This is a genomic window from Maribacter spongiicola (genome assembly GCF_004364165.1).
Lineage (GTDB): Bacteria > Bacteroidota > Bacteroidia > Flavobacteriales > Flavobacteriaceae > Maribacter > Maribacter spongiicola.
In genome coordinates this window covers 969,273-982,840 of record NZ_SOAY01000010.1, presented here as the reverse complement: position 1 = coordinate 982,840, position 13,568 = coordinate 969,273, and the positions used below count along the sequence as shown (strand labels likewise).

14 protein-coding genes are annotated in these 13,568 nt (G+C 34.3%); 1 reads left to right on the top strand and 13 read right to left on the bottom strand.

Translation table 11 applies throughout. The features are described 5' to 3' along the window. Positions 1-27: 27 nt before the first annotated feature. Positions 28-855 (top strand): mechanosensitive ion channel family protein, encoded by an 828-nt coding sequence (locus CLV90_RS04680; protein ID WP_133686337.1) that lies wholly within the window; start codon positions 28-30, stop codon positions 853-855. 64 nt (positions 856-919) lie between these two features. Here CLV90_RS04680 and tsaB read toward each other — a convergent pair whose 3' ends face one another. The 13 genes from tsaB to CLV90_RS04615 form a co-directional block, all read right to left on the bottom strand. Beyond that, positions 920-1,600: a tRNA (adenosine(37)-N6)-threonylcarbamoyltransferase complex dimerization subunit type 1 TsaB gene (tsaB, locus tag CLV90_RS04675; RefSeq protein WP_133686336.1), complete on the bottom strand. Its 681-nt coding sequence runs from the start codon at positions 1,598-1,600 to the stop codon at positions 920-922. An 81-nt stretch (positions 1,601-1,681) separates the two neighbouring features. After that, the gene (locus CLV90_RS04670) at positions 1,682-3,031 is read right to left on the bottom strand and encodes a TolC family protein (protein WP_133686335.1); all 1,350 of its coding nucleotides are present in this window, start codon (positions 3,029-3,031) and stop codon (positions 1,682-1,684) included. A 35-nt stretch (positions 3,032-3,066) separates the two neighbouring features. Beyond that, a complete protein-coding gene (locus CLV90_RS04665) occupies positions 3,067-4,215 on the bottom strand; it encodes an efflux RND transporter periplasmic adaptor subunit (RefSeq protein ID WP_133686334.1) in 1,149 nt (382 codons plus the stop codon). Between the two features lie 43 nt (positions 4,216-4,258). Further along, positions 4,259-5,521: an ABC transporter permease gene (locus tag CLV90_RS04660; RefSeq protein WP_133686333.1), complete on the bottom strand. Its 1,263-nt coding sequence runs from the start codon at positions 5,519-5,521 to the stop codon at positions 4,259-4,261. Position 5,522: 1 nt separating this feature from the next. Continuing rightward, on the bottom strand, positions 5,523-6,752 hold the full coding sequence (locus CLV90_RS04655) for an ABC transporter permease (RefSeq protein WP_133686332.1): 1,230 nt from the start codon (positions 6,750-6,752) through the stop codon (positions 5,523-5,525). Then, the gene (locus tag CLV90_RS04650) at positions 6,745-7,446 is read right to left on the bottom strand and encodes an ABC transporter ATP-binding protein (protein WP_133686331.1); all 702 of its coding nucleotides are present in this window, start codon (positions 7,444-7,446) and stop codon (positions 6,745-6,747) included. Before CLV90_RS04650 ends, CLV90_RS04655 begins: the two co-directional genes overlap by 8 nt. A 92-nt stretch (positions 7,447-7,538) precedes the next feature. Beyond that, positions 7,539-8,657 carry an efflux RND transporter periplasmic adaptor subunit gene (locus CLV90_RS04645; RefSeq protein WP_133686330.1) on the bottom strand — a complete coding sequence of 373 codons (1,119 nt, stop codon included), beginning with the start codon at positions 8,655-8,657 and terminating at the stop codon, positions 7,539-7,541. 30 nt (positions 8,658-8,687) lie between these two features. Next, on the bottom strand, positions 8,688-9,944 hold the full coding sequence (locus tag CLV90_RS04640; protein WP_133686329.1) for an ABC transporter permease: 1,257 nt from the start codon (positions 9,942-9,944) through the stop codon (positions 8,688-8,690). 38 nt (positions 9,945-9,982) lie between these two features. Beyond that, the gene (locus CLV90_RS04635) at positions 9,983-11,230 is read right to left on the bottom strand and encodes an ABC transporter permease (RefSeq protein ID WP_133686328.1); all 1,248 of its coding nucleotides are present in this window, start codon (positions 11,228-11,230) and stop codon (positions 9,983-9,985) included. Positions 11,231-11,332: 102 nt separating this feature from the next. Further along, complete coding sequence (locus CLV90_RS04630; RefSeq protein ID WP_133686327.1) at positions 11,333-11,551, bottom strand: hypothetical protein; 219 nt, start codon at positions 11,549-11,551, stop codon at positions 11,333-11,335. After that, complete coding sequence (locus CLV90_RS04625) at positions 11,541-12,074, bottom strand: DUF420 domain-containing protein (protein ID WP_133686326.1); 534 nt, start codon at positions 12,072-12,074, stop codon at positions 11,541-11,543. Before CLV90_RS04625 ends, CLV90_RS04630 begins: the two co-directional genes overlap by 11 nt. A 9-nt stretch (positions 12,075-12,083) precedes the next feature. Further along, on the bottom strand, positions 12,084-12,815 hold the full coding sequence (locus tag CLV90_RS04620) for an SCO family protein (protein ID WP_133686325.1): 732 nt from the start codon (positions 12,813-12,815) through the stop codon (positions 12,084-12,086). Further along, positions 12,815-13,444, bottom strand: coding sequence for a thioredoxin domain-containing protein (locus CLV90_RS04615; protein ID WP_133686324.1), 630 nt, complete (start codon positions 13,442-13,444; stop codon positions 12,815-12,817). Before CLV90_RS04615 ends, CLV90_RS04620 begins: the two co-directional genes overlap by 1 nt. Positions 13,445-13,568: the final 124 nt, after the last annotated feature.

Genomic DNA, 13,568 nt, shown 5'->3' with positions numbered 1-13,568 from the left:
ATTTAGCAGTTTAAACAAATAAAAGTTATGTTAGATAAAATAATGAATCTGCAAGAACATGCGGATAATGCGATAGCTTGGCTATGGGAAGTACTACCTAGTATATTATGGGCAATATTTCTATTAATTGCAGGTACTTATGTCATACGTTTCATAAATAAAATGATACGTAAATTTTTTGCAAATAAAGATTATGATTTAGCGCTAGAAACATTCTTACAAAGCTTCATAAGCATTGCTCTAAAAATAATACTTTTCATATTAGTGATTACCCAGTTAGGGGTTCAAACAAGTTCACTAGTTGCCATTTTAGCATCTGCAGGTTTGGCTATAGGTTTAGCCTTGCAAGGTTCTTTGGCAAATTTCGCTGGCGGAGTGCTAATCTTATTATTCAAACCCTTTAAAATAGGAGATTTTATTTCTGCCCAAGGAGTTGATGGAACAGTAAAAGAGATATCGATTTTCACCACCAAGGTGAGCACATTCGGTAATCAGATAGCTATTATACCAAATGGTCAACTTTCTAACAACACCATCACCAATTTCAACGCACAAAATACAAGAAGAGATAAAATTGATGTAGGTATTGGATATACATCCAACATTAAAGAAGCCAAAGAAATTCTTTTAGCCATATGTAATGATTATGAAACCATACACAAGACTCCCGCACCAGAAGTATATGTAGGTGAACTAGGAGATAGCTCGGTAAATCTGACCTTACGTTTTTGGGCAAATAACGCAGATTTTTGGGCTGCACATTTTTATGTGTTAGAAGAAATAAAATATCGTTTTGACGCTGCAGGTATTGAAATACCATTCCCACAGAGAGTGGTTACGCAGATGAAAAGTTAATTTATAATTCACAAAAAATAAGAAAGCCCTTGATTACTCAAGGGCTTTCTTATTATATATCACTTTAAGCTTTCGCTTTTTTGGTCTGTATCATAAAATTTTTCAAATAATATGGCTCAAAATAAGCGACATCTTCAAAGTCAGCTATTTTATATTTATCAGATGAAATAGTTACCATTTCTTTTGCTGATGGCACAACTTCGCAGTGGTAGGTAATCATTTCTAAAGGAAATAATTCTTTTATCTTCTCTGCTCCACTACCTAAAAAGTGAACATGCTTTTTATTGATATAGTCTTGAAAAGAATGCTCATCGATTATTTCAGCTTTAGTTTCTCTTATTTCATTAAGCTCATTATCAAAAACTGACGAATATACTTCCATACGTCTGGCATCTAAAACCGGTATTAATACTTCATCATTCTTAATTTTAACTTGGGATGCCATACTTTTCAATGTAGAAATCGAAATCAACGGGATACCTAATGCATAACACAAGCCTTTTGCCGCCGAAACACCAATTCGCAGACCCGTATAAGAACCCGGACCTTTACTGACTGCCACAGCTTCTAAATCTTCCATTTTTAAAGAAGCCTCTTTCATTACCTCTTCTATGAAAATATGTAGTTTCTCTGCATGTGAATAATTTACAGAATTCAACTCTTTCATTGAAAGGATAACTCCGTCTTTAGCAACACACACCGAACAATTAGTTGATGAAGTCTCTAGATTTAATATTACGCCCATGTTGCAAAGGTATTACTTACTGTAAAATGAAAAAGCCTGTACACATGAAAATGTTACAGGCTTTTATAATTGTATGTTTCTTTAGTTTAAAGAAAGAGGAATACCAAAATAGAATTCCAATACCTTTATTCTAAAAATATAATCATATTTAGTCCGAATTACATCAGCTTCAGCATTATCTACTCTTGACTGTGTTTGACTAAATTCAAAAGCATTTAATAATCCTACTTCATATCTTTCTTTTGAATAATCGTATGCTAATCTTGTTGCTTCCAAATTTTTCTGTGCAGCTTCATAGGCTTTAGCAAAACTTTTTACATCAACATAAGATTGATTGATATCAGTTTCTAACTGTAACTTAGTCTGCTCTAGTTGCAATTCTGATCTTAAAATATTAATCTCAGAACGTTCAATATTATTCTTATTTGCAAAGCGATTAAAAATTGGCACATTTAATTGAACACCATATGAAATTCCGTCATTTTGCCATAACTGATTTGAGAAACTTTCTCGTTCCAAAACACCTGTAATATTATTAAACCGCTCTTGATCAGAATACCTGGTGTTGTAATTAAAAAACCCGACAAGTGTAGGTAATAAAGCTCCTTTTGAAATTTTCAAATCCTGTTCGGCTAGTTCAACATTAGTTTCAGAGAATTTAATATCATTTCTAAACGATAATGCCTTTGAGAAAATGTCTTTTGGAGTTTGAATTAAAATTTCTGATTGTGGCACATCTATATCAATTTCTGCAATATCAAAATTACTGTAATCAGTTATTTGAAGTAACTGAGCTAAGCTAATTTTAGAAATAATCACTTGATTTTCAGTTAGTACAATTTGCTGTTCTTGACCTGCAGCCGTAGCTTCAATTTCCAATAAATCTCCCCTCGGTAAAACACCCGCATCTACAAGCTCAGTAGTTCTCTTGATATCTTGTTCAGTGACCGCGTATTGCGCTTTCTGTGTAACCAATGTTTCTTTAGCAGAAATAATATTTAAATAAGCAAAGGCTACATTTAATCTAATATCATCTTTTAAATCATCTAAACGATATTGACTTGCTAACGAATTCATCTTCGCCCTTCTAAGATTATTAATATTTCTTAATCCATTGAACAAATTAACATTAGAGCTTAAACCACCATTTGCAGTTAAAATTGTAGTAGTTACTGGTTCTTGCGTTGTGGGGTCAAATGATAAACCTGTATTAGCAGATGTAGTAATTGTACCATTCGCATTAGGCAAAAAATTACCAAAAGCATCTGACTCACCAATTTTAGCTTCTTCAAAATCCAGCTCAGATAGCGCAATACTTAAATTGTTTTCTTCAGCATGTACAATACACTCCTCTAGAGTCCACTTTTTTTGCTGTGCCATGGTTATTGCCATGCCGAACAAAAACGCAAAGACGGTTATTTTAAATTTCATTTTTTGATTGTTTTGATTTGTATTTTGATTGACTTTTACTCTTCTGATTCATCTTCCTTACTGTCCTCTTCTCCTTTTTTAATAGGCTCGGTCTTATTCCATTGTTTTACCTTATCTTCTTCTGTTAATCCAGAAATAATTTCAACATTAATTCCGTCAGAAATACCTATTTCAATATCCTTGCGCTCGAATTTCTGATCTTCTACAGAACCTACTGCTACTTCAACATAAGGCTTATCGGTTTGTTTATCAAACTGCAACAAAGCTTCTGAGATAACAAGAACACTATCTTTCTTTTCTAAAACTAAAGATGCATTGGCACTATAACCTGCACGAATAAAAATATCTTCGCTATTCTCTACATCACCTTCAATTTTGAATTGAACAGCACCAGTCTCTTCAACACCTTTAGGTGCTATAAATCTTAATTTTGCATTTAATTCTTTGCCTTCAATGGCGCCTAAATTTATTTTCAAAGGTGCGCCTACTTTTAATTTTCCTACTTCGCCCTCGTCTACTTTACCTTCAAATATCATTTTACTCAAATCTGCAATAGTAGCAATTGTAGTACCATCATTAAAGGTGTTACTTTGAATTACCTGATCACCTACTTCTACAGGAATTTCAAGAATAGTTCCATCAACTGTAGCCCTAATGTTAGTATTTGCACTTGTAGAACCACCTGCAGAACCTACTCTAACAATTTGATAATCTGCTTGTGCATTTTGTAGCTCTTGCTGTGCCTGATCAAAACGTAATTTTAAATCATTAAAGTTTTGACTAGAAATAACACCTTTATCAAAAAGGGTCTTGTTTCTATCGTATTCTATTTTAACATTACTAAGAGATATATTGGCACTATTCACCCTACCTTTTGCCTGATTTAATGTTTGCTCGTTCGGAACAACTTTGATCACTGCAATTAAATCTCCAGCTTTAACTTCTACACCTTCTTCAAGATATATTTTTTCAATAATTCCTGATATTTGCGGTTTAATCTCAATTTCATCTTCTGGTATTAACTTACCAGTAGCAACAGTCTTCTTCTCAATATTAGAAATGAAAGGGTTAGATGTTTCATAGGTAATTGATGATTTGCTGTTACTTTTAATAAAAAATACTGCAGCCCACAAAGCCCCAAGAACTACTAGAGCTATTAATGCATATTTTACAAATTTGTTCATTTTAATAGTTGTTTATGGTTTAATATTTGGTTACTGTTCTTAATTATTCTTCTCTTAAAGCTTCAATAGGTCGTATACTAACTGCCCTTTGTGCAGGAATCAATCCGATTAAAGTACCCAAAACCACCATTATTACTAATGCCCCTATTACATAAGGTATTGGTACGGTAGGGTTAGTATATGGGAAGTCTATATCTTTCGTAAATGAATTTATGAGTGCTAAAACTCCTGCGCCTAATATAATACCAAGAATACCAGCAATCAGCGTCAAAAAAACTGACTCCATTACAATCTGGTTTCTAACTTCAGCCGGTGTTGCACCAAGAGCTCGTCTAACACCTAATTCTTTGGTACGTTCTTTTACTGATATAAGTAATATATTACCTATACCGATTACGCCCGCTAATATTGTAGCTATACCCACAACAAGAGACATAAATGTAAGTCCGTCGGCAAAGCCCATGGTCTTAGAAAACACTTCACCTAAATTAAATGAACCAAATGCGCGTTCATCTTCGGGATCAACTCTATGTATATTTTTAAGCAATGTTTTAATATCTTTTTCTACTTGTACTACATCTACATTATCATACGCAGCAATACACATGTACCCAATATTATCACCAGAATTATATAATTTTTGATAAGTTGTAAAGGGTATAAACATTGCCGTATCAGAATCAAAACTCACCCCTTGCGCAAGTTTATGAACACCGATCACCTGAAAATAAACACTACCAACTCTGATCCAAGTGCCCACAGGATCTTCGTCTTTCGTATACAGTTCTTGCTCCACACGTTCACCAATTACAATTACTTTTCTAGATTGCTCAATATCTTCTTGGTTAATAAACCTACCACCATCATATATTTTTTTGGTAGATATTTTGGTGTATATCGGATAATCGCCGTTCAAAACATAACTACCATATTTTTGCCCTCGAACAGTATATACAGGTTCTGAGCCAAAATTACCTTGTGTAATTCTTGGTGCTATATATTGAACTTCAGGAATTCTATTTTGTATAGTTTGTACATCCTCTAATTTTAGTTGAAGAGGTCTACCCGTTTTAAAACCATCATAAGGCATGCTCGTACTTTGAGCCCAAACAAACATACTATTAATAGCTACAGTTTTAAAAACTTTATCAAACCCATTATCTAACCCTTTGGCAGCACCAGATAGTGCTATGTATATAAATATTCCCCAAAGAACACCAATTATAGTAATGATTGTTCTAGTTCTATTCTTACTAATAGAACCAAAAATTTCTTGCCATGTATTTCTATCAAATAAAAATCCCATATTATTCGTCTCTTAGTGCTACAATAGGTTTAATACGTGCTGCTCTCTTTGCAGGAATATAACCTGCCACACCACCAAAAATTATCAGTACAACGGTTGCAAAGATTGCAACCGGCATATCTATATATGGATTGGTAATAAAAAAGTCTTCTAGAGTTTTATCTAAGGATCCCAAAATTGCGATACCAATCAACATTCCTAAAACACCAGAGATGGTAGTTATAAATATAGATTCTAAAAGTATGGTACTAATGACAGATTTTGGTGTAGCCCCAAGTGCTTTTCTAATTCCCAATTCTTTGGTTCGTTCTTTTACCACAAAAACCATAATGTTACTAATACCAATAATACCGGCTATAATAGTCCCAAATGCAACAAATGCAACTATCAATTGTAGAACCCTTGCCAATTGTTGGGTCTGCTTTAAGCCTTCAGCAACGTTTCGTATAAAAATACCGTTTTGATCATTTGGGTTTATATATTTCTTTTCTTTAAAAAACGTAGAAAGACTTTTTTCTAATGCCATTGCACCCGAATAGCCCAATTCTGGTTTAAAAGCTACAATTATCTGATCTACTTTATCATTATTTTTCTCGATCAATTGTAGTGTGGTATAGGGTACATAAATTCTTCGTTCCTCATCATCACCACCATCATCTTGATAAACCCCGACAACTTTGAACACACTACCCCCAACATCTATATAATTACCAATTGCATCTTCTTGACCAAATAAATCTTTTTCAACTAACCTACCTATTACGGCAGTTTTAGTTTTTTTTAGAATATCTAATTTGTCTAGATACCTACCTTTCATGATTATGGTTTTCTCAGCAAACTGATGAGAAGGTGCAACACCCCGTGTGGAGTAATTGTTAGATTCATTTTTAAATTTGGTAAGGTATGTTCGCCCTATTCTTGGCGTTACGTATTCCAAAAACATTGGAAAGTTTTTTTCAATATCAGCTAAATCTGATCTATCAAATTCTATCTGCCGACCAGATTTATACCCTTTATAAGGTTTAGTGGTTTGACCTGGAAAAAAGGTAATTATATTTTGTGCATCATCTTCAAAAAATAATTGAAACGTATTGATTAGACCATTTCCAAATCCAAATAAGACCACAAAAATTAAAATCCCCAGCGCTACCGTAAAACCAGATAAGAATGTTCTTAACTTATTCTTTTGAATAGTCTGAAAAATTTCTCTCCAATTATCTCTACTAAACATATTTTGAAGCTCTTACTTGTTCAATTTTCTTATCCTCTATAATAACTCCATCTTTTAAATGCACAATACGTTTACACATATCTGCAATATCAGGTTCATGAGTAACTATTAAAATAGTATTGCCTTGGTCATTGATTTTTTGAATAAGGTCCATTACCTCATAAGATGTTTTACTATCTAGTGCTCCTGTTGGTTCATCTGCTAATAACACTTTTGGTTCTGCTGCCATTGCCCTAGCGATTGCAACCCTTTGTTTTTGACCACCGGATAGTTCACTAGGCAAATGCCCTGCCCATTCTTTAAGACCTACTTGTGTTAAATATTTTAAAGCCTTTTCTTGACGTTCTTTTCTTGCTACTTTTTGATAATAAAGTGGAAGCGCTACATTCTCTGCGGCACTTTTGTAATTAATTAAATTAAATGATTGAAAAATAAATCCTAAAAACTTATTACGATACTGTGCAGCCTTAGTTTCATTTAAATTCTTGATAGCCACTCCGTCTAATGTATAAGAACCTTCATCTAACTCATCTAACATACCTAAAATATTCAGTAAGGTAGATTTACCCGAACCAGAAGAGCCCATAATGGCTACCAATTCGCCTTCTTCAACATTAAAATTTATTCCTTTAAGAACGTGAAGGGAATTTTTGCCCATTTTATAGGACTTATGAAGATCTTTAATTTCAATCATGTTGGTTGTTATTTTGAACAATTTTTACACTGTCTATCCATTAGACTAAACCGTGTATAATTTGTTACATGAATTTTATTATTTATTTTACTTTATTCGTTATCGGCAAGCTCGTCTGGTTTTACCTCGTTCCAAACCTTAATTTTTTCGCCCTCTTTTATACCAGAAGTTACTTGAACATAAATACCATCGCTAATACCTAACTCAATATCTCTTCTTTCAAATTGTTGATCGCCAGTAGCAATTTCTACAAATGGCTTTTTAGTTTTATCATCGAATTGTACCAATGCTTCTTTTACTGCCAAAACACTATCTGCACGTGCTAAAATAATGGATGCATTGGCACTTAAACCTGCTCTAATAAATACCGAATCTTGTTTTTTAAGTGTCCCTTTAATTTCAAACTGTATAGCGCCATTTTCTTCATTCCCTTTCGGAGCAATATAATCCAGAACAGCATCGAACACTTTATCTTCAATGGCACCGACGGTAATTTCTAACGGAAGATTCTCTTTAATTTTTCCTACTTCAGACTCATCTACCTTACCTTCAAAAATCATTTTATCTACATCTGCAATAGCTGCTATGGTAGTACCTTCATTAAAGTTATTACTCTCAATAACCTGATTACCCACTTCTACGGGTACTTCGAGTACCATACCACTAACCGTTGCTCTAATTTGTGTATTTGCGGCATTACCAAAACCAGAAGTAGTACCCGTTTTTACAATATCATATCTTTTATTAGCAGCTGCGTAAGATTGTTTCGATTGGTCATAACTTAACTGAGCTCGCTCTAAATCTACTTTAGAAATTACCCCTTTAGCAAACAATCCTTTTTGACGTTCTAAATTACGCAATTGATCGTCTAAGTTTATTTTTGCTTCGTTAATATTATTTCTGGCATCATTTAAGGCACTTAGATTTGGTACCACTTTTATAGTACAGAGCAGATCGCCAGACTTCACATAGTCGCCACCTTCCACGAAAATCTTCTCAATTACTCCCGATATATTAGGTTTAATAAGCACTTCTTCTAACGGAAGAATACTACCCGTAGCCATCGTTTTTTTAATAATGGTCTGCTTAGAAGGTTCTTCTGTTTCGTATACCACTGGGTCTTCTGCATTTTTTGAATACAAATAGAACATAGACCCGCCAAAGGCTAGTACTATAGTTAGCAGGATGATAATTGTTGTTGACTTTTTCATTTTTTGATTGGTTATATTTTGATGATACTATTATTCTGTTCTTAAAGCTTCAATTGGTCGTATTTTGATAGCACTTTGTGCAGGTATGAATCCCGCTAACAATCCGGAAAATATTAAAATGACCAGTGCACTGACTACCACACCCAAACTTACACTAGGGTTTACAAACATGTCTACAGGCCCAACGGAGTCTAGCACCGCATTGACGCCATATATAAAAGCTGCACCGAAAACAATGCCTATCATGCCCGATATGATCGTTAGGAAAATCGACTCCATTAAGATTTGTTTTTTAATAGACCATGGCGCTTCGCCCAAAGCCCTACGAATTCCGATTTCTTTTGTTCGTTCTTTTATGACAATCAGCATAATATTACTGACTCCAATTATACCGGATAGTAGCACCAGCACACCTACAAAATAAGCTACCCATCGTAATGCACCGAACAAACTTTCTACACGATTATACTGTTCATACAAATCAAAATACCCAACAGCGCGTTTATCATCGGGGTGAATTTTTCTATTCTCCTTAACGACATTTACAATTTTCTCTTTGAGATTAGAAATGGAACTGCCATCTAGTGCGGTAATGGCCATCCACCCAACATCATTACCCATATTAAAAGCTTGTGAGAATGCTGTAAATGGTACATAAATTTCTTTTTGACCTTCTTCCCCACCGCCACTATCTTTCTTTTGGTATGTACCTACCACCATAAAATTGACTCCCTGAATTTTAATATAGGTTCCTAGTACTTTTTCTCCTCTATCATAAAGTTCGTTTCGTACACCCACACCGATAACTGCAATTTTTCTTTTATCCTGAATATCATTATGATTTACAAACCTACCAGAAGTAATGGTCATGGGTTCTTGCCGTATGATTTCTGGATAATCTCCGTAGACATTGAAAGCTCCAGTTTTTAATCCGCGAACCACATTATTACCACCACCAAATCCGCCTAATTGATTTCGGGGAGAGATGAATCTTAAATTGGGAATATTATCTTTTATAGATTGTACATCTTCTATCTTAAAACTAAAGCGCCTTCCTTTTGGCAACCCTTTATATGGTATGGTCGTATTTCGTGACCACATGAACATGGTATTGGTAGCGATATCGCCAAAATCTGCACGAATGCCATTTTCCAAGCCTTTACCTGCAGCAAGTAGTATAATTAGAATAAAAATACCCCAGCCCACACCAAAAGAAGTAGCCAATGTTCTAAATACATTGCTAGATAATACTTCTAAGATTTCTTTCCAACGGTCTCTATTGAACATGGTACTATCTTAATTAGTTACACTTTTTCATTCGTTTACTATTCGTCTTTTAACGCCTCTATTACATGAATTTTAGCCGCTCGCCATGCCGGGAAAAATCCCGCAACAGCTCCTGCGAAAATCAATACAAACACAGTAGTTAAGGCAACATTGAAATTTACAGAGGGATTTAATACATAATCTACCTCTACATGCGGACCCACAATTTCCAACAGTCCCATGCTTAAAATGAGTCCCGTGAAACCTGCAATTGCGGTTATAAAAATTGCTTCGTGAAGAATCATACCAACTATTGACCATGACTTGGCACCAAGAGCTTTTCGTATTCCAATTTCTCTCGTGCGTTCTTTAACCACAATCAACATAATATTACTTACGCCAACTATACCTGCAATGATGGTACAAACCCCAACAAACCAAAAGAAAAATTTGATACCTCCCATTAAAGAATAGAAGCGTTTAGCCTCTTCCATGGGGTTATATACTTGTATGGCGCTAGTATCTTCTGGAGCTACCGTATGTGCTTTTTGTAAATAAGATTGAAGTTCACGTTTAAATTTGATGGATTGCGCCACGGCAGTTTCGAAGTCTTCTACTGCAGGTAATGTATAGGATAAATTATTTAAGTGATCTGCGCCATTAAAAACCTGTTGCGCTGTACTTACAGGAATATAAATACGGTCTTCTTCGCGTTCGCCGCCAATATCACCATATACACCAACAATTTTAAAGGGAATTCCAGATAGATCTAAAAACTCCCCAATGGGGCTCTCTAGTTCTGAAAATACTTCTCGATTAATCTTATTACTGATGATTGCCACTTTAGCCTTAGAAGCTACATCTTGCTGATTTAGAAAACGACCCAAGGTCATAAACTCATTTTCGATAAATTGAAATTGATTAGAAACCCCTTGAACGTTATAGGCTAAAGACTCACTACCGTAGTTTACGAATACGCCACGAACAAATAACCTTGGCGATTTATTTTCTATTTGATCCTCAAACAACACACCCGCCATGTCGTAATTCTCATTACGAAATTGAATAGGTCTACCCGGGTTCATACCTTTATATTCTATTGTAGTAACACCAGGCCAGACCCAAACACTGGTAGCAGCATCTTGTTCAAATTCTTTGGCAATACCATTTTGCATGCCCTGACCAAAACCCAATAAAATAACTAGAATGAATATACCTGAAGCAACGGAAAGTCCGGTTAGAAATGTGCGTAGCTTATTCTTGCGAATAGTATCGAAAATTTCTTGCCAACGTTCTAAGTCGAACATAAGATTGATTGATTAGTTTGATTGATTGATGAGCGCGATACAAGTATCACACAATCATAAGACTAACCAAATGACAGAATGTTACACTATTTGATAAAAAAACTAAGCCCTCATCTTTTTGTAGATAAAATAAAAGAGACCTGCAACCAATACATATGGTACTGCCATTAGGTAAACAATACCATTATTAATGCCTTCTGCGGCTTTACCAGAAGATTCACTTTCTAAAACCGCCCTACACATTGCGCATTGCGCTTCAACATCTATTGGAATCAACAGAAAGAAAACTACTACCAATAATAATATTTGTTTAGTATACATAGTACGGAGATATCATTAAATACACTACAACACCTGTAACGGCAACGTATAACCATACAGGAAAAGTATACTTTGCCAATGCTCTATGATCTTCAAATTTCTTTAAATATGCCATAGCATATGTTCTAAGCACCAAAGGAATCAATGCAATAGACAATACGATATGAGTAATTAAAATAAAATAATAGACATATCTTATTGCACCCTCACCACCATAACTCGTAGAATCTGATGTCATGTGATAGGCTATATACATGATTAGAAATAATAATGACAACGCTATGTTTGTAGTCATTACATTCTGATGCAACTTTTGATTGCCATTTTTAATAGCCCAAACAGCCACCAACAATAGCACTGCCGTAATTCCATTTATTGTAGCATAAATAGGAGGCAGAAATGAAAGAGGGGCTACATTAGGTAATTTAACCCCAAAAAGAATTGCCACTACTATTGGTATAATAATAGAAACAACCGCAATTAATTTATTAAACTTTTTCTCGTCTTTTACACTCCCCTGCATACTAATATATTATTCTTCTAACAATTTCTGAATATCAATTTTCAGAATCCCTATTTCTTCCGTTTCACCGTGGTCATTGACGCCATCCTTTTCTAAAATTTGTCCTCTATAATAGACAATAGGATTCCCAAACTCGTCTTTTCTAGACCTTAAATACCCTTGCTTATCTACCAAAGCAAATAAACCAGAATGCTCAAAACCACCAGGGACATCTGGCATTTCTGCTGCAAAAATATTGAAACCTGCATTTGCCAATTCATATACACCTGCATGATCACCTGTCATTAAATTCCAGTTTTCATCTTGAATCTCATATTTCTCTTTATAGCTTCTTAGCACTTGAGGTGTATCAAAATCTGGGGTAATACTAAAAGATGCTATGGCAAAGTCATCAGCATCTTTAAAATGCTTTTGTACGTCAACAAGGTTCGTTGTCATTACCGGACAGATACTTGGGCATCTGGTGAAAAAGAAATCTACCACATACACCTTACCTAAATAATCTTTATCAGATACAACGACACTATCTTGATTTATAAATTCAAAAGCAGGTACTTTTCTTCGCTTGCCATCTAATAAAATATACCCAAGTTTATCATCGACTTTTTTTCCTGAAACATTTAAACGGTCATTTTCAACCACTGATCCTGAAGACAATCTTTCTACTATTCTTGGCACTACAATAATGCCAAAAATTAGAACGATTAACGAAACCCAAACGTATGTATATTTTTTATTCATTATTCAGGTTGATCAATATTATTCTTTTTTAAAGCGAGCCGGTATTCTGCCAATACGATTTTTGTATCATCTATCATTTTATTATTCAAATCGGAAATAGAATTAGAATTGAAACCATATTTAGTACCATCATCTTCATCATCTGACCTACCTCTAAGTGTTCTATCTTTATCTATAATAAAAACATAGGGAGTGCTGTTATTCTCATCTAATACAAGATCAGTTTTTAAGCTATTAAAAAGGTCCTTAATTTGAGTATCGTTAGCAGACACGAAATTCCATTTATCGTTATCTGCTAGTGTAGCCAGTTCTGCTTTAAGTGCATCAACCTCACCTTCAGTATCGTTAGCAACAACCATTACAAATTGAAAGTCTTTAAACTCGTAGAAACGTTTATATATTTTTTGATTTAAATTAAACGCATTACCTTTTCTACCTGCCACATCAGAACCTAAGAAACCTAATACGGTAATATTACCTTTAAACTTCGTTTGATCAGAAAAATCTAATTCTTGAACATTTTTAGTTAGTTCAGACAACTTACCAAAATTTGTAACCCCAGAAGCAAAGAATAAATATGCCACAATAGGTAACACAAATAAAACAACAAGTACGAAGGTCTTTTTCATAAATCAGGTAGACTAGTTATTGAAGCATTTTTAAAAATCTGAACAGAAATACCAATTAAAATACAAACTATACAAAAATAAAAAAGACGGTTATAAAACCGTCTTTTAATACTGTTAATTATAA